Origin of the sequence: Collinsella sp. AM09-41 (assembly GCF_003473245.1) — a bacterium.
Lineage (GTDB): Bacteria > Actinomycetota > Coriobacteriia > Coriobacteriales > Coriobacteriaceae > Collinsella.
On sequence record NZ_QRMJ01000010.1, the window covers coordinates 1 to 23,496 of the forward strand.

The window sequence follows — 23,496 nt, forward strand, 5'->3', positions numbered from 1 at the left end:
GGCCTTGCTCCGGGAAGTTCGCGAAGCCCACTTCCCGGAGCAAGGCCGCCCAGCCGGGCAAGGCCCCAGCGCGAGACCGTCCCGGATGCTATTCGTTGTCGCCGGCAGTAAGCTGCGTTGCGGAGAGCGCGCCGTCGGCTGCTGTTGCGGCTGCGGCGTCGGGCCAGACCCAGTCGGTGAAGGCCGGGTGATCGTAGCCCTCATCGCACGCGAACTCGAAGGCCTCGGTGCGGAATGCCTCCCACTTATCAATCTGCTCCGCAAACTTATCGGCGTCGACCAGGCGCAGCACGTCGGCGGCCAGTGCCCAGCGGTCCATGTTGTTCAGGCGCAGCATGTCGAACGGCGTTGTCGTGGAGCCTTTCTCCTCGTAGCCGTGGACGCGGAAGGCATCGTGGCCGGGGCGGTTCCAAATCAGACGGCGAATCGTGCCGGCATAAGCGTGGAACGCGAAGAGGACGGGCTTCTCGCCGCAGCCGAACAGCTCAGCCCAGCGCTCGTCGCTGAGAGCCTGGTCGTTCTCGCAGACGTTCTGGATCTTGAGCAGATCGACCACGTTGACGAACCATACCTTGATGCCCAGCTCGCGCAGCATGTCGGTTGCAGCCAGAGCCTCGAGCGTCGGCACGTCGCCGCAGGTGGCGACCACGACATCGGCCTCGGCGAGCGAATCGGCGGTCGATGCCCACTCCCAGGTCGCAACGCCCTCGGCGAGCTCCGCCTTGGCCTCGTCGACCGTCTGGAAGGTCGGAGCAGGCTGCTTGCCGCAGAAGATGGCGTTGACGCAGTCGGTGGACTGGTAGACGCGCTCGGCAACGGCAAGGGCCATGTTGGCGTCGGCCGGATAGTAGGCATTCACGATGTGCGTGTCGTTGGCCTTGTTGAGCAGCAGGTCGATAAAGCCGGGGTCCTGGTGCGAGAAGCCGTTGTGGTCCTGACGCCAGACATGGCTCGACAGCAAAATGTTGAGGCCGCTAATGGGAGCACGCCACGGAATCTCGCGCTTGGTGGCCTCGAGCCACTTGCAGTGCTGGTTGACCATGGAATCGACCACGTGGACAAAGCTCTCGTAGGAGCTCCACACGCCGGAGCGGCCGGTAAGCACGTAGGCCTCGAGGAAGCCCTCGCACTGGTGCTCGGACAGCTGCTCGACAACCTTACCGGAGCCGGCGAGCAGCTCATCGTTGGCATCGTCCTCATAGAAGCCGGCATCCCACTGCTTCTTGGTCACCTTGTAGGCAGCCTGCAGGCGGTTGGACGCGGTCTCGTCGGGACCGAAGATGCGGAAATCGTCCATGTTCTTGGCCAGAACATCGGCAGTGTACTCGCCAAAGACGCGGGCGGCCTCGGTGGAGCCCCAGCCATGGCCCTTCTCGGCAACGGGGATCTCATGGGCGTGGATATCGGGCAGCTCGAGCTCGCGACGGACCTTGCCGCCGTTCGCGTTGGGGTTGGCGCCAATGCGCAGCTCGCCGGTCGGCATAAAGGCCGTCACCTCGGGGCGCACCTGGCCCTCGGGCGTAAAGAGTTCCTCGGGCTTGTAGGAGCGCAGCCACTCGCGCAGTACGCGGAAATGCTCGTGGGTGTCCTTGGCGCTCGCCAGCGGCACCTGATGGGCGCGCCAGGAGTCCTCGGTCTTCTTGCCGTCGATGTGCTTGGGGCAGGTCCAACCCTTGGGAGTACGGAACACAATCATGGGGTAGGCAGGGCGGGCCACGGTCTCGCCTGCGGCGGCCTGGGCCTGCGCGGTGGCCTTGATGTCGCAGATCTCGTCAAAGACCTGCTCAAACAAGGCAGCGAAACGCGCATGGATGCTCGCGTGGCTCTCGTCGTCAAAGCCGGCGACAAAGAAGTGCGGCTTGTAGCCCATGCCCTCAAAGAACTTGGTGAGCTCCTCGTCGGACACGCGGGCGAGGATGGTGGGGTTGGCGATCTTGTAGCCGTTGAGGTGCAGGATTGGCAGGACGATGCCGTCGGTTGCCGGGTTCACGAGCTTGTTGGACTGCCAAGAGGTGGCAAGCGGACCGGTCTCGGACTCACCGTCGCCCACCACGGCCACGGCCAGCAGGCTCGGGTTGTCCATGACGGCGCCGTAGGCGTGGCTGAGCGTGTAGCCGAGCTCGCCGCCCTCGTGGATGGAGCCGGGCGTCTCGGGCGCAAAGTGGCTCGGGATGCCGCCGGGATAAGAGAACTGGCGGAAGAACTTCTGCAGACCAGCCTCGTCGTTGGTGATGTCGGGGCGGATCTCACGGTAGGTGCCATCGAGCAGCGACTGGGCGGTGCCGGCAGGGCCACCGTGACCAGGGCCCATCAAGAAGATAGCATTCTGGTTGTGGTCGGCGATCAGTCGATTGACGTGACCGAACAGGAAGTTGATGCCGGGCGTGGTGCCCCAGTGGCCAACCAGGCGGTGCTTAACGTCCGGACGACCGAAGTCGCGCACCTCACCGGTTTTCTCGCCGACAAAGTCGGGGCGCATTAGCGGGTTAGAGCGAAGGTAGATCTGACCGACGGACAGATAGTTCGATGCGCGCCAATACAGGTCGACGCCCTCGAGCTCGGAAGCCGGCACCTCGTGGCCCAGCTTTTGCCACGGCGTCCCCAGTGTTTTAGCCATTGTTTATGTCCCTTCGCTGTGCGGTCACCCTCCAATACGGCAACCTTTCGTTGGGACCAGTATATTTGCTAAAACGTTTTATCATGGTGAAAAAACGTTTTACCACCCTTATCAATCCCATCGATTAGCAAAACGCGACATTCACCTGCGGCGTTGATTGTCACAGGTGCTCCACATTCGGTCTCTGCAAATTGGTAAACGTGTTTAGTTGTGTTTAGTAAGCTCGAGCACGCTGTCCTTAACGATAAGCTCCGGCTCCAGAACGACCTCTTCGGCACGCCTGCCGCCCCTACCGGCAAGACGCTTGGACATGCAGCCAAAAGCATGCTCCGCAAGGACACCAGGGTCCTGCTCAATCGCGGTCAGCGCCGGCTCAAAGAGAACGTCGGCCGCCGAGTTGTCATAGCTCACCACCGAGATATCGCCCGGGATGCTCTTCCCCATCTCGTGTAAGCGCTTGAGCAAACCGAGGGCAATGTTATCTGAGCTTGCGAACACGGCAGTGGCGTCAGTTGCGAGCACTGCCTCCGAGGCCTCGTATGCGCTCGGAATGTAGTACTCGCTCTCAAACTCCAAACGCGCGTCGATCGGCAGGCCAACCTCGCGCAGCGCGCGCTCATAGCCGGCAAGTCGCTTGCGACCCGTATTGGAACGGCGGGCATTAACCAGGCAGGCAATACGGCGGTGGCCTTGCTCGATCAGATAGCGGGTGGCCATATAGCCGCCCATCTCGTGGTCGAACATCACCTTGTCGCACTCGAGCCCCTCAATGGCACGGTCGACCATTACGGCCGGGATGGGCAGGTGGCTGACTTCTTCGCGCAGGGCGCGATCATCGGAGAACTCGTCACCCACCACCAGGAAGACGCCATCAACGCCGCGCGTCACCAGCTGGCGCAGCAGCTCCAGATCGTCATCGGCGCTTCCGCCCGAGCTGGTAATGAAGAGCGCATAGCCGTCCTCGCGGCAGCGCTTTTCCAGGCTACCGGCGAGCGAGGCAAAAAAGCGGCTCTCGATGTTAGGGACGATAAGGCCCAGCGTGCGCGACTCGCGCATGACCAGGCTGCGCGCAATCTGGTTGGGAACATAGTGGTTGCGCGCCGCGACCTCTTTGATGAGCTTGCGGTTTTCTTCCGAGATGCGACAGGGCCGATTATTGAGAACAAGCGAGACCGACGAGGGGGAAAGCCCCACCTCCTGGGCGATCTGCTTGAGGGTGATTTTGTTGGCCATCTCGCTCCTTCCGGGTTTACGCGCAATCTCTTGAAAGTATAGCGACTACCCCTCTACCTCGGTGATAAACACTTTACCAATCCGGTGGACGGCTGTTTTATCGCCGCCAGCGCACCAAATCCGTCCGGGTGGGGTATATTGCAATCGATTGATGACAACGACCACCAAAAGGCGGATATTCGTATGCACGAGAACGATTTTTTTAACGAGGACCTGCTGTGCGCGCTCGCTGGCGTTGCCGGCGAGGACAACGTGCTGATGAGCGAGCCCATGCGCGAGCACACCACGTTTAAGATCGGTGGCCCGGCCGATGTCTTTGTCACGCCCGATACCGAGCAGGGCCTCGTTGCCACGCTTGACACCTGCTATCGCTGCGATCTGCCGCTCACCATCGTGGGCAACGGTTCCGACCTGCTCGTCGGCGACAAGGGCATCCGCGGCGTCGTCGTGGCGCTGGGCGAGGGCCTCTCCGACATTACGGTCGACGGCACGCACGTCACGGCGGCAGCCGGCGCCCTGCTTTCCGATGTCGCCGCGGCAGCAGCCGAGGCCGGCCTCACCGGCATGGAGCCCATCTCGGGCATCCCCGGATCGGTCGGCGGCGCCTGCTACATGAACGCCGGTGCCTATGGTGCCTGCATGGCCGATGTGCTGGAGTCTGTGCGCGTCTACAAGCCCGCCCGCATGCTCGACGACGGCACCCGCGGCAGCGGCAACATCATCGAATTCGATGTCGATGAGCTTCACCTGGGCTATCGCAAGAGCCGCATTGCCGATGACGGCTTCATCGTGCTTTCGGCCACTTTTAACCTCGCCCCGGGCAACGCCGCGATGATCAATGCCGACATGGACGACTACCACCAGCGCCGCGAGGACAAGCAGCCGCTCGACATGCCAAGCGCCGGCTCCACCTTCAAGCGCCCCGAGGGCTACTTTGCCGGCAAGCTCATCATGGACGCCGGCCTGCGAGGACACGCCATCGGCGGCGCGCAGGTGAGCGAAAAGCACTGCGGCTTCATCGTCAACGCCGACCACGCCACCGCAGCCGACGTCGACGAACTCATCCGCGACATCCAAGCCAAAGTCAAAGACCAATTCGGAGTAGACCTAGAACCCGAAGTCCATCGAGTCGGCGAATTCCTTTAAAACAAAGAAGGCCCCGAAAGGGGCCTTCGCTTTCTTTACATCAGACACCGCCATGGTTTGTGGCTCTGGACCCGAGTTGGCCCCGCGCCCGCAATATATTTGATTGATCGCGAGTTCCGCACGCAAAGAAGGCCACTTAATGTGGCCTTCGTCTTGCGCAGGACTGCCCGAGCAGGCAATCAAATATATTGCGGGCGCGGGGCCCAACCAGTCTAGGACTGTCCGAGCAGGCAACCTAATGCCTTTCGGGCAGCCACGGACCAACTTACTTCAAACCGCAGTTACGACAGCACCACGCCGCCGAGCCAGCCCCAACGCACGCCAGAGCCCGTACCGTAGAACGAGATAAACGAATCAAGCGACTTAGACGTAATGGCGCCCTCGTTGCTCATAACGATGCCGCCGCCAACGTAGATACCCACATGACCGTAGATAAGGCCCGGAGCACCCGTGCCGCTGTGCGAGGAATCGGCCATGATCATGCCCACCTGCAGCGCCGAGCGGTCGGAGCTATAGCACCAGGCGTTGAACATGTCACACGCGTTGCCGCCAAAATAGCCCACGCCGGCATTGCGGAAGACATTGGTAACCCACGCCGCGCACCAGTTCTGACCCGGCGAAGGCGTGGAGTAGCACGCGTTGACGACGGCCTGCTGCTTGCCCGAGCCGGCATTCTGCTGCGGAGTTCCGGGCGCATACGATCCACCGCCCGAGCTCGAACCACCCGAGTAGGAATTGTTCTTGTTCGCGGCGGCCGCGGCAGCGGCGGCCTTCCTAGCGGCCTCCTCGGCCTGGGCGGCAGCGAGAATCTCGGAATCGCGCTGAGCCATGAGCTCCTTGACGTCGTCGGAAAGACCGTTCAGCACGGTCTGGACTTCTTGCTGCTTGGCCTGCATATCCTGCATCTGAGCCGTCTGCTGGTCCTTGAGTTTCTCCAGGTTGGCCTTTTGTGCTTCGAGCTCGGTCTTCTGCGCGTCGAGCTCAGCCTGAATCGTCTGGATATCCTCGATGGCATCGCGGTCGCTCTTGTTGATCTTCTCAACGTAATGCGCGTTGGCGACGAGTTCCTCAAACGAGCCAGAGGCCAGCAGCAGCGACAGGATGTTCGTACCGCCGGACTTGTAGCTGGCGGCCACGCGATCGGAAAGGTCGTTGCGCTTCTTCTTGAGCTCGGCCTTCTTTTCATCGATCTGGGCCTGCGTGTCGTCAATCTTGCCCTGGACATTCTCGATGTCGTTGAGGGTCTGGGCATTCTTGTTGGCGAGCGCCGCGTACTCATTGGCAATGCTGTCGAGCTGAGCCTGGACCTCGTCGAGCTGGGCCTGGGCGGCATTCAGTTTGTCGGTGGTTTCTTGACTGGCCTCAGCCGCATGGGCGCGGGCGGGCAGGCCAAAAAGAACAGCCGCAGAAGCGGCGCCGAACAGGGCCTTAAGGGCAGTGCGGCGCGAGAGCTCCTGGGAAAGGATGGAATCGCTGTTTGGTGACATATGTACTCCGTTACATGCTTATTTATATGTCGCTCAACTCATACATATTAGCGTACATATGGCGCGTCCCAACGATTTCCACGAACGGCAGGAAACTACAAGGTCGGCGGCTCGTAAGCAATTGTCAAATTTGAGGTAACAATTGAGCAAGCTCTTATATGAGTACGTTAACATAATCCTCTGCTTTTCCTACAGTGCACCATTTGGGCGTCCCCGCCTGCGCTATACTCCCCTCTAGAAGTGTTCCTGATTCGATAGGAGACTACATGTCCAAAGCACTCGACCCCAAAGACACCTGCGTCCTCGTTACCGGTGGCGCCGGCTTTATCGGCTCGCACACCGTCGTTCAGCTGCTCGAGGGTGGCTACCAGGTCGTCATCGTCGATGATCTCTCCAACTCCAGCGCCGTCGCCGTCGACCGCGTCAAGACCATCGTGGGCGACGAGGCCGCCAAGAACCTCACCTTCTACGAGGCCAACGTGCTCGACCGCGATGCGATGAACAAGATCTTCGATACCCACCAGATCGACCGCGTCATCCACTTCGCCGGCTTTAAGGCCGTTGGCGAGTCGGTGAGCAAGCCCGTCGAGTACTACCACAACAATATCGAGAACACCCTGGTGCTCATCGATGTCATGCGCAACCACGGCTGTAAGTCCATCATCTTCTCGAGCTCTTCGACCGTCTACGGCGATCCGGACAATCCGCCCGTCACCGAGGAAGACCCCAAGAAGCCCGCGACCAACCCCTATGGTTGGACCAAGTGGATGATTGAGCAGATCCTCATGGACGTCCACACCGCCGACCCCGAGTGGGACGTCGTGCTGCTCCGTTATTTCAATCCCATCGGTGCCCATCCGTCGGGCCTGATCGGCGAGGACCCCAAGGGCATCCCCAACAACCTGGTGCCCTACGTCGCCCAGGTCGCCGTCGGTAAGCTCGAGGCCGTTCAGGTCTTTGGCAACGACTACCCCACCCCCGACGGCACCGGCGTGCGCGACTACATCCACGTGTGCGACCTGGCATCCGGTCACGTTGCCGCCCTCAACTGGATGAACGGCAAGACCGGCGTCGAGATCTTTAACCTGGGCACCGGCACCGGCACCTCGGTACTCGAGGTCGTCGCCGCCTTCTCCAAGGCCTGCGGCAAGGAGCTGCCCTACGTGATTCGCGAGCGCCGTGCCGGCGATATCGCCGCCAACTGGTGCGATGCCTCCAAGGCCGAACGCATGATGGGCTGGAAGGCCCAGTACGACATCGCGGACATGTGCCGCGACAGCTGGAATTGGCAGAGCCATAACCCCAACGGCTTCGCCGACGCCGAGTAGCCACTCCCCCGTGCTAGGTTTTGTGGCATGCCTCAAAACCTAGCACGCGACATGCTCGGCACATGCCGCTTCCTGCATGGGTAGATTTCTAGACATGTCCCAAAAATCTACTGGCCCCGGCCTCCAATGTGAGGTCGGGGCTTTTTAGGAACTCGTTCTCGAGCTCGAGCTCGCGCATGCACTTGCGGCCGCCGCGACCGGGTGGTTGGTCAGCTCCTTCTTCCTGACCGTCACCCATCTTCCCAGGGTCTTCTCGTTGATGCCGAGGTCGGCTGCCACTTGGGCGATGGGCTTCCCCGACGCGGCGGCGAAGTCTGCGGCCTCGGCGCGGTACCCCGCTGTGTAGGAGGGCCCGTCTGCCATGACTGACACTCCTTTCTTTTTGGCGCTGAAACGATTATCGCCGCTCAACGCCATTCCTCTAAGTCAAGTGTCCTTGAATACGATACAGTTCAAATGGACGAGGAGAATCTGGCGCTCCTCTCGATGAGCCCGGAGAGGTCCCTGGTCGTCACCTTCCCCCGCGCGAACGCGAAGCGGACGGCGGCGAGCCATGTCCTCACCGCGCGTTCCATTTAGGGAGTCCTCGAGAAGTCGATCTCTCTGTGCGATAATCGAGCTATTGAGTCTCGCGAGTTTAGAGCTGGTGATATGCATTGAAAATCAAGATGAAAAACATCGGCAGGGTCGCTGAGGCCGATATCGAGATTAATGGTATTGCCGTGATCGCCGGGGAGAACGGGACGGGGAAAAGCACGGTTGGAAAAGCGCTTTATGCGGCCTTCAACAGCATGTCCGATTCGGAGAACAAAATCGACCGCATGAGGCGCAATAGTGTTGAGCGCGCCATCAGGAAGGCATATGTGGGAAGCCCTCTCGACTCCACGTCTCGCCACAGGCGAACTGCTGGAAGAATGAATAGTTTCATCGACAGGGTTTTTTCGGGCGAGTGCACGAGGGACGAGCTTATTGATGAGATAAAGGAGTATTACGGGGAGGAGATCTCCCGTGAGATCGAATCCGATTTCACGAATGGCGTAGCAGGAGTTGCCGATCAGATTATCGAGATCATGGATATCTCCGATGATGAGGTATTTCGTGCGATTGCGACAAACAGGTTCCGAAGCGAGTTCAACGGCCAGATCAATTCGGTTTTCGGCGAAGAGCCCGGGAAGGTCGAACTCCAGATAAAGGACGCATCTACGGTTTTCTCGGTTGCAAGTGACGAGGTGGCGGAGGTGCACGATAGGAGGGTTTTGCGATTCAGGGCGCATTATCTGGACGACCCGTTCCTGATCGATTCTCTCGGAGGACCCTACGGCCCCGCTTTTCGGTTCAAGCCCCTCCTTGGACACCAGGAGGAGCTGCGGCAAGATTTGATTCAGGCGACCATCCGTAACGATGACAGCGAGTCCTCGCTGTTCGAAGAGATCGCGAAGGAGCGACACCTGAAGGTTCTCATGGACAAGGTTTCCTCCTTATGTCCGGGGCATTTCGAGAGGAGCGAAAGTCGCGGTCACCTTACGTATCTCGAAGAGGGCTTCGCTCGGGGGTTGGAGCCTGGGAACCTTTCTGCTGGCTTGAAGACGTTCGCCATCATGAAGGTGCTCTTGAAGTCCGGCGCGCTAGATGCCGGAGGGACTATTATCCTCGATGAACCCGAGATTCATCTTCATCCTGCATGGCAGCTGGCCTTCGCCGAGATAATCGTGCTGCTCCAGAAAGAGCTCGGGATGCACGTCTTAATGAGCACCCATAGTCCATATTTCCTGAATGCGATCGAAGTGTATTCTAAGAAGCACGCTGTTGATGGATTGTGCTCATATTATCTTGCGGAGACCTGCACTGATGGACGCTCTCGCTTTGCCGATATAACCGGCTCGACTGAGGTCGCCTACGAGAAGCTGGCGGCTCCTTTTGATACGCTTGAGAGGGAGGAGTACGGCCTTGAGTAGCGACCTGTGCGCCTCCTGCCCTCATCCGAACTCTCCCGCGGTGCCAGATGGCAGCGATGGTTGCTCCCGTTGCAGGACCTGTATCCTAAGGGACTGCACGTCGACCATCTCCAAAACATCCAGAGACGGGAGCGTCTCTCTTGTGGATGACGATTTGCCTGTTGTCAATTTTGACTCTGTTAAAGAATGCTACTGCAAGAAGGTCAATAGGTGGATGCAACTCCCGCGCTCCGCCGATGCGCTGTATTGCGATCGGGAAACGTTATATCTAGTCGAATTTAAAAACGGCAGTCTGAAGGAGACGCTGGGGAAGAGGCTCAATCCCAAGGATGACGAAGAGCTTGGTATCAATCTTGGCCAAAGGGACGCCCTCATCGAGAAGTGCAAGGACAGCGTTTTGATCTGCTCGGACCTGTGGGGAAAGAGGACGAGATGGTTTCGCGAGCACTGCGTCTTTGTTTTGGTATACAACGAGGACAAGAACAAGACCGCGTTGAAGCGGGTTGCCAGCTCGATTAGGAAAAAAGCGCGTTTTGGGCTTCCTGACAAATTGAAAGGTTTTTGCGTGAAGGATGTCTTGACGCTAACCGAAAAGGAGTTTTCGACATCGCTCCTTTCAACTTGGCGAGACGCAGAAGAAATCGCGGAGGTCGACGCGTAGGAGACCGAAAAGCATCCGGTGGCTATTTGCTCCCGATATCGATCGTTCGTCTGCAGTCGGTTTTCTTTCCGCTGCGCCCGCCAGTTTGCGATGAGTCGCGCACCGTGTGAAGCTCAACACGGATGAAATACAAATATAATCCCCCCCTTGCACTGTGTTGATAAATATTGCTCGTCGAACTCATCTGAACTGGGCTTTCTTGCATAGAACTGCCTGAACCTGAGCGTTTTCGGGTATCGCATTGCCCGATCGAGCACCATCGCGACCTTCTCAAGCTTGTCCTCGGGCGGACTCATAGCCACAGCCCCGCATGTCGTCCCGGTTGGAGCCGGGATGAGCCCTCAGGAAGCACTGCATGAAGTAGCGCATCCGGTTCACGGGCCCCAGCGGGTTCTGGCCGTCGGGAACGCCCTTGAGCAGCTTCGCGTTGTAGTGCTGGCTCTTCAGTGACAGATTGTTGACGGGAGCCGTGTGGCGCCCGGCTCCATGTCGTGGATGAGCGTGGAGCCGGGCGCCACACGGCTCCCGAACGTCGCCAAGGTCTTCGCCCTGCTTGTCTTGCCAAGGCCCTCCCGGATGAAGATTGAATTGCCTGGCTCATCGCAGCCGAGCGCGACACGGCCTCTACCCGAGACCATCATCTCTACACATAGCCCATCATTCGACAAGAACGCGCAGTTTGTCCTGCATAGGCGCATGGTGTCCCCCTCCGCCGCAAGAGGTGAGCAAAAGAGAGGCTCCCCTCGCCACTACCGGACAAAGGGACCTCTCTGGGGAAACACGCTATAAAACCTTCTTGCCGGGCGGTCGAGTACAGCACCGACGGCGTACCCGTGGAGACCTACCCAGAGCCCACGCCATTTCAAGTTTCTTGGTCTTCAACGCCACAATCCGATAATCATCCAGCCGTCGAAATGACCTCGTCACAGGCGGCAAGCATCTCCTCGTCATGAGTGACAACGATTACAATATGGTCTCTCTTAATTTCATGAAGCAATTTGATCAGCGCGCCTCGACTCTTCGCATCAAGTGCTGAGGTCGGTTCATCAAAAAGCATAACGTCCGGCGATTTCAACAGCTGTCTCACAATTGCAATCTTTTGCTTCTCGCCGCCGGACACCCCTCCTTTCCCGCCGTCAAGCATCGCCGTTGCCCCGTTCTCCACAGAAGCAACCATTTCGTCTAGCCCCAATATGACAAGCATCCGATTCAGCTTATCCATCTCGTAATCATCAGAAAGCAGCGTAAGATTATCGAGAATCGTCCCCTCAACGATAGGGGGTTCTTGCTCCGTAATGCTGACTCGACACCGCCGCAATGCATATCGATCGATGCAACGCTGTGACACCCCGTTGTAGCGAACGGCCCCTTCTGTGTCATCTGGATATAGCCCCAATATCACTGACAGCAGCGAGCTCTTCCCCGAACCATTCGGCCCCGAGATTCCATATAGCCGACCCCTGGAAAACGCGAGCCCCTCAATGCTTAACGCGACCCTTTCCGCCCCTGGATAACGTAGCTTGATGTTCTCTAGACGGATTTCCTCAATCGGACCAAGCGCCAATTTGCCATTCGCTTCCACCGGGACATCCCAAATTCTTTTCAGCCGCTCATAGCATACGCGATTAGTCTGGTAATCCCTTCCCCAGCCCAACAAATACTGTACCGCTGAGCTTAAGTTCGAATAATATCCAACAGCAGTCACGAGAAAACCAGGCAACAGTCTCCCGCCCATCACTTCAACCGCGCCCACAGCAAGAAGACATCCTTGAGCGGCGGAAGCGACCAACGCGTTGCCAAAGGTAAATCTAGACCCTACTTCCTGATTTGCTCTCATCGTTGGATAGAGCCCATTAAAAGCTTCGACCAGTACAGCGCGGGACCTATCGAACAAAGCATGTTTGCGGATGAAATCAACTTTCTCCAACTGATCTTGTAGACAGGAAAAAAACCTCGCGCTCTGCTCTTGTACGTCAAAACTTCTCTCAAACAGCCTTGCGCGTGAAACCGCATAAAAAGCGGCACTCGCTGCCGCAAGAACAAGGCAGACCACACTCAACTTGATATTCAGGCTACCGAGAACAAACAGGGCGGACAAAAGGGTGATAACGTTGCTTGAAACCCCCACAACCGAGTTGATTACGAAGATGACAAGGTCATTAGCGTCGTGATTGATTTGCTGGTTATAATACGACGCGTTGAAGCCCTCGAAGAATGCCTGGGGAAGGTGCTTCACGTGCTCAAGCGTATCCGCATTTAAGCCGAACCCCGCATGCGACTGAAGGTTGATGTACAGCATCTCTGAGCAATACACTAGTCCCGCTCGAACCGCTTGGACCGCAACCAAAATAAGGCAACAAACGAGAACGGCGGCAAGATCGGCGCTGGCCGGCATCGCCAATCGGTTTACCACTATGCCGGTAAGAAAGGGACCCGCAAGCGCAAGCAGCCCGACCAAAACTGTTACGACAAGATAGGCGTAGAATCGACCGCCCAGTATATATTTTCTACAGAGATTAAGCATCAGCCTCATTTTGCCCCGCACCCCGTTTTGCCGTATTCATCATCTGGGAGAGCAGCATTTTTTGCTCGGCATCATACCGGAAGGAAACGCAACGTTTCCCCTCACCGTTTAAGGCGTGGTTGGGGCACCCTCCCATGCACATGGGAAAAGCAAAGCACTCTTGGCATTCCGGGTCATCCGGCTCATATGCCATCCAGTTAATCATGTTCTTGCTCAACATTGGCGGCTCGAAAATAGTTCCGACCCTCCGCTCCTTCATTCCAATGTCATCCCAGCACTTATACAAATCTCCGACGGGATCAACCACGTACGAGTTGATTCCAACGGCGCAACATATCCCGAAATTCGTCCCACCAAAAGGTTGAACTTTGAAGCCCCGCGCAATTGCCCTTTTATAAAACTCAGTCTCCTCATACGAGAACTCTTTTACAGTAAAGCAGTGGCTGTCGTTCGCACATACCTGATTGATATCGTCAACAGGGGCTAAATAGAAGTGAACCTTATTCATCAGGCCATTTAGCTCGAGATAATCCAATAGCTCTTGAGCGGCCTCGATGTTGGTCTTGTCGACGTTGCTCCTTATCGAAATATCGATGATGTCGGCACACTCTTTGACGTTCTTGAGAATACGTTCGTATGTAGGGCTTCCGTCGTGAAGAATCCTTCTCGAATCGTGATCCGACTTCGATCCATCTATAGTCACTTGCGCGCTCGTCACACCACATGCCGCGAGCCTCCTTGCAACATCAGGCGTCAGCAGATAGCCATTTGTCACTATCGATGCGGAATATTCACACGTTGGCCCCACGACATCTTTCAGATCCGACGTAATCCGTTCGATCATCTTCATTCCGAGCAGAGGCTCGCCGCCGTACCATCCAACTGAGAGACTTGCGATACCAGGATAGTAATCTTTCACGAACTTGGAGAGCTGTGTCAAAACCTCCTCGCCCATCGTCGTGTACGCCTGTCCCTTTTCATAGCAGTAGGGACAGCAAAAGTTGCAAGCCATCGTTGGCGCAATGGTAAGGGACAGAGCAGTATTCGCAAAGCGCGCGGCGCGACTTTGCAACCTGATCTCCCCAAGCTCGTCCCTCTCCTCATTGACTAGGATGCCTCCCCTTATCAGCTCCGCGACAAGATCATCGGCATCCCGAACGTCCCCTTCTTGAATCCTTTTGAATTTCTGCGCGTATTCCGGATTTAACGACAGGATGCCGCCGGTTCGCGCATTCATGATAAGAAGACTTCCGTTATGTTCATGCACCACATTAAATTGCGACAGTTTCACTTCGCACCATCTCCATTTCCAACCAAATCCATATCGACCCTCAGACGCTGCGCATACGCCAGCGCACTACCTTCTTCGATAAAAACTGCACGAAAGCAGCAATAGACATGCGAGCGACACGATGACCGCATGGCCGCATGCAGCCATCAGGACCGTCCCGCCGGCAGCCCCGCACGCCCTCATCCAATAAGCCATGTGAACCGGGGGTAAAACGGTTGGGAAACTCATCGCGATAACAAGGCCCGCGAACGTTGCGACCAGCAAGGCTCCCGACACAAGAGATCTGATCCTGAACACCTCATATGCAACCGCAACCATCAGCGTATAAGCGGCGTCTATAACGATATTCGACAGGAGTGCCGAGGTCACATTACCAACCGTAAGGCTGTCTAGACCGCTTCCGGAGCACACGGCAAAGACCGCAGCGACACCGAGAGTAAACACGATGTAGGGGCACAGCGTATACACTTCGCAAGCCAATGTCTTTGCCGCAAACAGCTGCCAGCTGCGGAAGCCCCGAGCAATCGAAACTCCCCTTGCCGACACGCTCGTCGCATCACCGAATAGCGTCCCCGCCACAACAACAGAGACGATTGGGAAGAACACCGTATGCGCCATGGAGACGACACTTAGCCAGGAAGAGATACCCGTTGGCCCAACCCCTATCGAGAAAAGATAGCCCGGATCGGCGGAAAAGCCAAAGAACTGGCCCTCTCCCCCTGCGGAGACCCATGCGCCGGACCCGGCAAACACATAAATCCCCGCGATGCCCAAATACATCAGCGCTATTATCACGGCGAGTTTCATTCTCCTTGCGCGGAACAGTTCCGCCCTGACCGACATCCCAAGATTCATCGAACCGCCGTCCTTACAAATAGCGAGACGAGCGCAACTCCAACCGACACAAGCACAGTGCCGCCCGCATACAGCAAAACCTGAATTACACCAACATTCTGCATACTCAGGGAACATAGGTTCATCAGGTAATACACGGGCGAGAGCATGAGCAGCAAGCTGGGCTGACCGCTTCCGTATGTACTTGGGAACCACACCATCACAAATGTCGAAACCGCTATTGCAACGACGCTGCTCGCCACCACACTCCTCGTGAGCAAATACAGGGCGAAGGTAGCGGCGTACATCGAAATGAGCAGCAGCGCGATCATCAGCGCAATCGATACAAATTGGGCAAACCCTGAGCACGAGGCCCCAACGTCCCATTGGGCCATCTTGGTTAAATACAGCGCAGTCGTAGAAAGAAGATACACGGCACCGACCAGAGTGCAGTTCACCAACAGCTTCGTGATCACAATCGCCGCCTGCGACACCCCTCGCGATCTCGATACGGCGTAAGCCACGGATTCAAAGTCTCTCGACGTAGCGTAAACCGCGTAGAGAATCGTCACCGGAATCCAGACCACTGTAGACGCAAAAGACGTCCGGGCAACAGAGCCCAAAACGTCCCCTGCATCCACTAGGTTTCCAATAAAACCTATAGCCCCTCCAAGCGTATACGGGTCATCACCGGCGACCATGATCAGCACCTCAGACGAAGTCGCAGCCGCAACCACATACAGCACAGCCGCAAGCGCAATCATCAGAGCGGTCGCCGGGTGCCTGGCGAGCAACCATACCTCGCTCCGAAAAGCTGAGATGAACTCGCGTTTCATCACAGCTCGCTCTCTCGACCGATGAGCTCCGAATAAAACTCCTCAAGGCTCTTCCTATGAGAATACGCCTCCGCAACCCTCACACCTGCGGTCGAGAGCGCTTCGATTGCAATGCCCCGCCCTTCCTTTTTCTCCTCATAGCGCATAAGGACGCTGCCGTCCGGCAGAAAAGAATGTGAGGTCTCATCTCCGAGAACCGATCTCGTTCGCTCCAGATCGTCCACATGCAACACGAAACCACCGCGGCATGACTTTTCCAGCTGAGGTGCGGTCATCCTTCGAATGAGGCGACCATGACTTATGAAGAGGTAATCAGTTGCCAGCTTGTGCATCTCCTCAAGATTGTGGCTGGATACGAGAATCGTTTTACCTTGATCTTTGTTAAGATGCGTAAGGATTTTTCTTACTTCGACTATCCCCATCGGATCCAGGCCGTTTGTCGGCTCGTCCAGGATCAACAGCTCCGGATCGCCCAGCAACGCTATGGCCAGATCGAGACGCCTCCTCATTCCCATTGAGAAGTTCTTCACTTTCTTCCCGCCGGCCTCCCCCAAACCGACGGTTGATAACACACCGTCGATGGAACGATCGGTGGGAAGCCCCCACTCAATACAGCGAACGACCAAGTTGTCTCGCGCGGTCAGATTAGGATACGAAGCATTGAGGTCGGGCATATAACCCAGCCTTTCCCTGCAGCTCCGTATTTCACGTCTCCCGGTTTGCCCAAACATCGAGATCGTTCCTGACGATGGCTCCGAAAGCCCCGTGATCAATCGAATTAACGTGCTCTTGCCGGCACCATTCTCCCCAATGAGTGCACACAGCTCGCCTTCCATTAAAGAGAACGAGACTGATTTAACCGCTTCAAACCCGCCATATCTCTTGGATATGGCACGCAATTCAACTGGGACTTCCCGCATGGACGACATCCTCCCCGTCAATAAAAAGGGACGACATGGCAATTGTGCGGGGTTATAGGTAACGTCGGTTCGCCCCCCATATTGCAATGCCACATCGCCCCTCAGGCGCTGCTGGCCAAAATATCTTTGAACAGTCTGTGCACGCCGTACGGCGTGCACTATCCGCTAAAAGCGGATAGTGCACTCCTGTGAAGAACACTTGGTGCTGCAGCTGCCGTGCGCGTAAAAGAAGCAATTGCTGCACATGGGCTCAGCCCCGGCTGACGGCTCGTTAATCCAATCCATCTCTCCCTCCTTTCCTTGCATACCGAATTGATAATGTTATTCTAATTCGATATGTATCATATTTCAATATAAGCTTATTAATATATTACACAAGGTAAGCACCCCCCTGCATCCAGCACAGGAAATGACTCTCTCGTTCCCCAGTGACGCGGCGAGAAATACAGGCCACTGCAGGACGTTGAATGAACAGCCCGTGAAAACCGTTGTTTTCACGGGCTGCACCTGCTCAATACTTTTTTATTCTCCAGCCTCAGTCGTCTCTAAGATCGACCACGTAAACATGATCTGACTCCAGGACCGGGTCATCACCCGTCGCGGTCGCCCTGCTCAGCGCGTTGCGGGCGCGCCGCGTCGCCAGTTCCTCAAGTTCTCTTTCGTTGACGCGCTTAATAAGATCGCCAGGCTGGCAATCAAGCTCTACGCAAATATCCAGCAATGTCTTTAACCTAATTGCCTTCACCTTGCCATTTCGTATTTTTGAGATACTTGCCGGTGTGTGCCCGGTCGCCCGAATGATATCCGTACTCGTCTTTCCGCGTCGAAGCAATAAGCTTTCAAGCTCAATAATCAGATAGTCCATGCCGCCCCTCACACCAAATCCTCGGTCTGGTCTTGAAGCAGAGCTCCGTAGCGCCATATCGCAGAAATCGAGAAGCAGCAAACGGCCCCCAGCACAGCACCAATATCTATGGGCAGGGCCAGGTTTTCAAACATCGAATAGGCGTTCCCCAGCAAGTCGAAGGGGCCAATCACTATCGAAAGAAACCCCGGAGAAAACAAGAGGTCACCTATTGCCGCTGCAACAAACAGCCACCCGATAATCGAGATTCTTCGAGCATGCGAAAGGGTAAAGGGCGATTCGCCATGAGCCATGTCCATGCTGATTCCCCGCAGGGTCCATGTGGCCCCTCCGGAAATCAGAAGATACATCAAAGGAACCACTACGGAAACCGTCTTTGATGGATCATATAGGTTTCCTTGAGCAGCCATAAGCCCAATGGAAATAACCACCACCACCGAACAGCAACACACCGCTATAAACAGCGCCGTAAACAGAATCCCAAGCCTTCTTCCGAGAGTCATCATCTTCTGGATGGACTTATCGATCTTCTGGGCGCTATTCACCACAGCTCCTCCTAAAGCAATCAGAGGTCTTCTTACTTACTGTTTTTCCTACATTGTAACGAACTCGATAAGAAGAGGGTCGCTTCACGCCGCGCAATCCCGAACTCCAAGCGTTTCTCATCAGCATTGCCCATCTTTCGAGTCGAAATTCAAATCCAGTTTCTTATCGCATGCTGAAATCAACCCGAACTGGATGTGACTGGAAAACAGCGCGCTGCGTCGGTCGCGCTTTCCCGAGCGACTCTGGCACAACAGACGATATGAGTTGAACATTGGGGCCTCTCCCCTTGCAGCTCTCTCGTGGGTCGGGCGACAATGGTCGTACCATCAACCGCGGCCGCGCGCTGCGGGCCCTCGGCCTCGGCTGCGTCGTCGGGGCGGTCCCGAAGATGCACCGGCCCGCGGCCGACCGCGGCCGCAAGAACGACCGCCGCGACGCCGAGTGGCTGGCACGCATGCTGGCGCGCCGCAACGTCGTCGAGGTGTGGGTCCCCGACGAGCGCCCTCGAGGACGCGCGCGACGACCTGCAACACGCCAAGCAGCGGATGTCGAAGTTCCTGCTGCGCCACGGCCTCGTCTTCGACGAGACGACGCCGGCCGGCAGGCGCAGGGGCGCCTGGACGGGGGCCTACTGGGACTGGACGGAGTCCCTCTCCTTCGACGAGCCCGACGACGCCGCGGCCTACGAGCACTACATGGACGGAAATGACCTGGTAGAGAACCCTCGCACCGTCTACGTCGCAGGGGACGTAGACGAACTCGTCGAGCACGAGCAGCCTCGCGGGCGACACGTCGTTCAACAGTTTCGACAGCGTTCCCTTGCGCTTCGCGTTGCCGAGCTCGAGAACCAGCTGCGCGGTCTGCCAGAACCTGACCGACATGTCCGCGGCGACCGCGCGCATCGTGAGGGCGACTGCCATGCGCGTCTTGCCGCGCCTGGACTTACCGAAGAAGACGAGGTCTTCGCGCGATTGTTTGTGTCAACGGCCAACTGAATGTGAACCCTTCTTGCATTGTTGCAACCTGGCTGGCAGCCGGTCTTTAATGACGACGACCATTGTCGCCCGACCCACAAAAGAGCCGCAAGGGGAGGAGCTCCCAATGTTCAACTCATATCGTCTATGGCGCACTACCATTCACCGAAAGTCGGCAACTTTTTCATTCTCTCTATACATGTTTAAACAACATGTTCTACAATAGGGACAATAGCAATGGAAACTCGGGACGAGCCGTCTATCCATCTACGGCGCAGCCCCTTATTCAAAAGGACGGTGAGTGCATCCATGGAGCGTGCAAGCGGCGTTCTGATGCCCGTTTCGTCATTGCCCGGACCTTACGGTATCGGCGGCTTTGGCTGGAACGCCTATGACTTTGTCGATTTCCTCGCCTCGTGCAAACAACATTACTGGCAGATTCTCCCCCTTACGACAACGAGCTATGGCGACTCGCCCTATCAGTCGTTCTCGGCCCGTGCGGGCAACCCCAATTTCATCGACTTTGCCGAGCTTATCGAGGCCGGCTATCTGGAGCAGTGCGATATCGACGGCGTGTACCTGGGCTCCGACCCCAGCAATGTCGACTATGGTGCCATCTTTGGTGGCCGTCGTCAGATTCTCGACCGCGCCGCCGAGCGCTTTGCCGCCGACAAGCCGGCCGACTTCGACGACTTTGTCCAAGCAAACGAAGACTGGCTCATCCCCTACTGCGAGTTCATGACCGTCAAGGAGGAGTGCGGTCTCAAGGCCTTTTGGGAGTGGCCCGCAGAGCTCCGTACCCGCGGCGAGGCTTCTGCCAAGGTCTGCGCCGCCCATCCCGCGCGCATGCTCTACCACCAGATGACGCAGTACTTCTTCAATCGTCAGTGGAGCCGCCTCAAGGCCTATGCCAACGAGCGCGATATCCTCATCATCGGCGACCTGCCCATCTATGTCTCGCGCGACTCCGTCGAGATGTGGGCCACGCCCGAGCTCTTTAAGATCGACGCCGCCGGTAATCCTGTGAGTGTCGCCGGCACGCCGCCCGACCAGTTCTCGGCCACCGGCCAGTACTGGGGCAATCCCATCTACGACTGGGACGCCATGGAAGCCGACGGTTTCTCCTGGTGGGAGGGCCGTATCCGCGCCGCCCTCGACATGTACGATGTCATCCGCCTGGATCACTTCCGCGGCTTCGAGGCCTATTGGGAGGTGCCGTTCTCCTCACCCGATTCGTCCTACGGTTCGTGGACGCAGGGCCCCGGCCTCAAGTTCTTCAAGACGCTCGAGGAAAAGCTCGGCACGCTGCCCATCATCGCCGAAGACCTGGGCTTCCTCACCCCCGGCGTCATCGACATGCGCGACAACTCGGGCTTCCCCGGCATGAAGATCTTGCAGTTCGCCTTTGAGGGCACCAACTCGTACTACCTGCCGCACAACTACATTGCCAACACCGTCGCCTATGTGGGCACACACGACAACGAGACGGCGCGCGGTTGGTTTGAGGGAACGGCCACCCCGCGTCAGCGCGAGCAGGCGGCCCTGTACACCCACCAGCAGGCAGGCGAGCCCATGGCCGATGCACTCAACCGCGCCATCGCCGCCAGCGTAAGCGATACCTGCATCTACACCATGCAGGACCTGCTCAACCTGGGCAACGAGGCGCGCATCAACACTCCCGCCACCATGGGCGGCAACTGGACCTGGCGCATGCTCGATGGCGCCATCACCCGCGAGCTCGAGCACAAGCTCACCGGCTGGACCGAGACCTACTTCCGCATCCCGTCGGAAGACGAAATTGAGCTTCCCCAATAGGAGCCACCGCGCCCGACCCCACCCCATCGTGCGGACGCGTCCGTTTTCCCCGCGCGAGGCCACTCCAATCCCTCGCGCGGGCTTCTTTTGAATTTCTGACATGTAATCAACCCATCACAGGAGGAAACATGCCCCGTATCAATCTTGCGGATCTTGCCGAGCAGTCCTTTGGCACCTCGCTCGAGCAGCTCGATGACCGTCGTATTTATAAGCTGCTGGCCAAGCTCGTGCAGGAGCGCTCTGCCGCCTGTCCTCTCAACAACGGCAAGAAAAAGCTCTACTACATCTCTGCCGAGTTTTTGATCGGCAAGCTGCTCATCAACAATATGATCGACCTTGGCATCTATGACGAGGTTAAGGACCAGCTCACCGCCGCGGGCCACGACCTCAACAAGATCGAGGAGTTCGAGGTCGAACCGTCGCTCGGCAACGGCGGCCTGGGCCGTCTGGCCGCATGCTTCCTGGATTCCATCGCCACGCTGGGCTTGACCGGCGATGGCGTGGGCCTCAACTACCATTACGGCCTGTTCCGCCAGCGCTTTGTCGACAACCAGCAGAAGGCCGTCCCCGACGAGTGGCTCGGTGAGCAGGACATCCTAGTCGACGACGACCGCTCCTACACCGTCGAGTTCGGTGATTTTGCCGTTACTTCCAAGCTCGTCAACATCGATGTACCCGGTTATGGCCAGCCCACCAAGAACCGCCTACGCCTGTTCGACCTGGCAAGTGTCGACGACGGCCTGGTCCCCGGCAGCTCCATCGACTTCGACAAGACCGAGATCGCCAAGAACCTCACCTTGTTCCTCTATCCGGATGATTCCGACGAGCAGGGCCGCCTGCTTCGCATCTACCAGGAATACTTCATGGTGAGCAACGCCGCCCAGCTCCTGATCGACGAGGCCATCGAGCGCGGCAGCAACTTGCACGACCTGGCCGACTACGCCGTAGTCCAGATCAATGACACGCACCCCACCATGGTCATTCCCGAGCTCATTCGCCTGCTCACCACCGAGCACGACATCGAGTTTGACGAGGCCGTGACCATCGTACGGTCCATGGTCGCCTACACTAACCACACGATTCTTGCCGAGGCCCTCGAGAAGTGGCCGCTCGCCAGCCTGCAAAAGGTCTCCCCTGCCATCGCCGACATTATCGTCAAGCTCGATGAGATCGCCAAGGCCGAGCACGACGACCCACGCGTCGCCATCATCGACGAATACGACACCGTCCACATGGCCCACATGGACATCCACTTTGGCTTCTCCATCAACGGCGTCGCCGCGCTGCACACCAAGATCCTGGAGGATACCGAGCTTCATCCGTTCTACGAGATCTACCCCGAGAAGTTCTCCAACAAGACCAACGGCATCACCTTCCGCCGTTGGATCCATGGCGCCAACCCCGCGCTCGCCAGCCTGCTCGACGATGTGATCGGCACCGATTGGCGCAGCACCGGCGACCTGAGTAAGCTTGCCGAGTTCGTTGACGACAAAGATGTTCTTGAGCGCCTGGCCGCCACCAAGGCCGAGGCCAAGGCCATCATGCGCCAGTTCATGGCGCTCGAGCAGGGCGTGACCATTCCCTCCAACGCCATCATCGACGTCCAGGTCAAGCGCATCCACGAGTACAAGCGCCAGCAGATGCTCGCGCTCTACATCATCTGGAAGTACCTCGATATCAAGAACGGCAACAGACCTAAGCATCCCGTCACCATCATCTTTGGCGGCAAGGCGGCCCCTGCCTACACTATCGCCCAAGACATCATTCACCTGATCCTGACGCTGTCCCAGTGGATTGCAAACGACCCCGACGTGGCTCCCTACCTGCAGGTTGTCATGATCGAGAACTACAACGTCACCGCTGCCGAGCGCGTGATCCCCGCTGCTGACATCTCCGAGCAGATCAGCCTGGCCTCCAAGGAGGCGAGCGGCACCTCCAACATGAAGTTCATGCTCAACGGCGCTTTGACCCTGTGCACGCTCGACGGTGCCAACGTGGAGATTGCCGAGCTTGTCGGCGACGAGAACATCTATACCTTTGGCGCCTCGTCCAAGCAGGTCGAGCAGCTCTACGCCGACGGCACCTATGACGCCGGCGCGCTCTACCGCAAGCCCGGCATCAAGCTGCTGGTGGACTTCATCACCAACCCCGCCTTTATGGCGACCGGCAACGCCGAGCGCCTGCAGCGCCTGCACGACGACATCATGGGCAAGGACTGGTTTATGGCTCTACTCGACATTGAGGAGTACATCCAGACCAAGGAGCGCGTGCTGGCCGACTACGAGGACCAGGACGCTTGGATGCGCAAGGCGCTGATCAACATCGCCAACGCCGGCACCTTCTCGTCCGACCGCACGATCTCCCAGTACAACGACGAGATCTGGCACCTGAGCTAATTCGGTTTCATCGCCCATCCTCTTGAAAACGGAGCCACGGCAACGCGGCTCCGTTTTTTGTGCTCGCA

18 protein-coding genes are annotated in these 23,496 nt (G+C 57.6%); 6 read left to right on the plus strand and 12 right to left on the minus strand.

What is annotated here, in order from left to right:
• Positions 1-88: 88 nt before the first annotated feature.
• Entirely contained in the window at positions 89-2,617 is a 2,529-nt protein-coding gene (locus DW112_RS09055; protein WP_118328818.1) for a phosphoketolase, read from the minus strand.
• A gap of 204 nt (positions 2,618-2,821) precedes the next feature.
• Positions 2,822-3,850 carry a LacI family DNA-binding transcriptional regulator gene (locus tag DW112_RS09060; RefSeq protein WP_118328819.1) on the minus strand — a complete coding sequence of 343 codons (1,029 nt, stop codon included), beginning with the start codon at positions 3,848-3,850 and terminating at the stop codon, positions 2,822-2,824.
• 183 nt (positions 3,851-4,033) lie between these two features.
• On the opposite strand from DW112_RS09060, the gene murB reads away from it, so the two are divergent.
• Positions 4,034-4,996 carry a UDP-N-acetylmuramate dehydrogenase gene (gene murB / locus DW112_RS09065; RefSeq protein WP_118328820.1) on the plus strand — a complete coding sequence of 321 codons (963 nt, stop codon included), beginning with the start codon at positions 4,034-4,036 and terminating at the stop codon, positions 4,994-4,996.
• Between the two features lie 281 nt (positions 4,997-5,277).
• On the opposite strand, the gene DW112_RS09070 is transcribed toward murB, so the two are convergent.
• Complete coding sequence (locus DW112_RS09070) at positions 5,278-6,483, minus strand: hypothetical protein (protein WP_118328821.1); 1,206 nt, start codon at positions 6,481-6,483, stop codon at positions 5,278-5,280.
• A 266-nt stretch (positions 6,484-6,749) separates the two neighbouring features.
• Here DW112_RS09070 and galE point away from each other — a divergent pair, with 266 nt between their 5' ends.
• On the plus strand, positions 6,750-7,811 hold the full coding sequence (gene galE / locus DW112_RS09075; protein WP_006235870.1) for a UDP-glucose 4-epimerase GalE: 1,062 nt from the start codon (positions 6,750-6,752) through the stop codon (positions 7,809-7,811).
• A 144-nt stretch (positions 7,812-7,955) separates the two neighbouring features.
• Here the strand turns inward: galE and DW112_RS09960 are convergent, their stop codons facing one another.
• Positions 7,956-8,174, minus strand: a complete 219-nt coding sequence (locus DW112_RS09960; protein ID WP_117584253.1) for a transposase — start codon at positions 8,172-8,174, stop codon at positions 7,956-7,958.
• Between the two features lie 305 nt (positions 8,175-8,479).
• Between DW112_RS09960 and DW112_RS09085 the strand changes: the two genes are divergently transcribed.
• Together DW112_RS09085 and DW112_RS09090 are read left to right on the plus strand one after the other, a co-directional pair.
• On the plus strand, positions 8,480-9,766 hold the full coding sequence (locus DW112_RS09085; protein WP_117584252.1) for an ATP-binding protein: 1,287 nt from the start codon (positions 8,480-8,482) through the stop codon (positions 9,764-9,766).
• Positions 9,767-9,908: 142 nt separating this feature from the next.
• Positions 9,909-10,427: a hypothetical protein gene (locus DW112_RS09090; RefSeq protein WP_124786586.1), complete on the plus strand. Its 519-nt coding sequence runs from the start codon at positions 9,909-9,911 to the stop codon at positions 10,425-10,427.
• 898 nt (positions 10,428-11,325) lie between these two features.
• On the opposite strand, the gene DW112_RS09100 is transcribed toward DW112_RS09090, so the two are convergent.
• The 8 genes from DW112_RS09100 to DW112_RS10200 form a co-directional block, all read right to left on the minus strand.
• On the minus strand, positions 11,326-12,960 hold the full coding sequence (locus DW112_RS09100) for an ABC transporter ATP-binding protein (protein ID WP_084591801.1): 1,635 nt from the start codon (positions 12,958-12,960) through the stop codon (positions 11,326-11,328).
• Positions 12,944-14,188, minus strand: a complete 1,245-nt coding sequence (locus DW112_RS09105) for a radical SAM protein (RefSeq protein ID WP_117636050.1) — start codon at positions 14,186-14,188, stop codon at positions 12,944-12,946. Before DW112_RS09105 ends, DW112_RS09100 begins: the two co-directional genes overlap by 17 nt.
• A 120-nt stretch (positions 14,189-14,308) precedes the next feature.
• Positions 14,309-15,097, minus strand: a complete 789-nt coding sequence (locus DW112_RS09110) for a hypothetical protein (RefSeq protein ID WP_035137757.1) — start codon at positions 15,095-15,097, stop codon at positions 14,309-14,311.
• Positions 15,094-15,912 carry a hypothetical protein gene (locus DW112_RS09115; RefSeq protein ID WP_117564851.1) on the minus strand — a complete coding sequence of 273 codons (819 nt, stop codon included), beginning with the start codon at positions 15,910-15,912 and terminating at the stop codon, positions 15,094-15,096. Before DW112_RS09115 ends, DW112_RS09110 begins: the two co-directional genes overlap by 4 nt.
• Positions 15,912-16,832, minus strand: a complete 921-nt coding sequence (locus DW112_RS09120; RefSeq protein ID WP_035137759.1) for an ABC transporter ATP-binding protein — start codon at positions 16,830-16,832, stop codon at positions 15,912-15,914. Before DW112_RS09120 ends, DW112_RS09115 begins: the two co-directional genes overlap by 1 nt.
• 535 nt (positions 16,833-17,367) lie before the next feature.
• Positions 17,368-17,697, minus strand: a complete 330-nt coding sequence (locus DW112_RS09125; protein ID WP_052044110.1) for a helix-turn-helix transcriptional regulator — start codon at positions 17,695-17,697, stop codon at positions 17,368-17,370.
• 8 nt (positions 17,698-17,705) lie between these two features.
• On the minus strand, positions 17,706-18,242 hold the full coding sequence (locus DW112_RS09130; RefSeq protein WP_035137761.1) for a hypothetical protein: 537 nt from the start codon (positions 18,240-18,242) through the stop codon (positions 17,706-17,708).
• 327 nt (positions 18,243-18,569) lie between these two features.
• Positions 18,570-19,163, minus strand: a complete 594-nt coding sequence (locus tag DW112_RS10200) for an ATP-binding protein (protein ID WP_084591805.1) — start codon at positions 19,161-19,163, stop codon at positions 18,570-18,572.
• A 291-nt stretch (positions 19,164-19,454) separates the two neighbouring features.
• Between DW112_RS10200 and malQ the strand changes: the two genes are divergently transcribed.
• Together malQ and glgP are read left to right on the plus strand one after the other, a co-directional pair.
• Positions 19,455-21,032, plus strand: coding sequence for a 4-alpha-glucanotransferase (malQ, locus tag DW112_RS09140; RefSeq protein ID WP_255413150.1), 1,578 nt, complete (start codon positions 19,455-19,457; stop codon positions 21,030-21,032).
• Positions 21,033-21,160: 128 nt separating this feature from the next.
• Positions 21,161-23,428, plus strand: a complete 2,268-nt coding sequence (gene glgP / locus DW112_RS09145; RefSeq protein ID WP_117776882.1) for a glycogen/starch/alpha-glucan family phosphorylase — start codon at positions 21,161-21,163, stop codon at positions 23,426-23,428.
• The last annotated feature ends 68 nt before the right edge of the window (positions 23,429-23,496 follow it).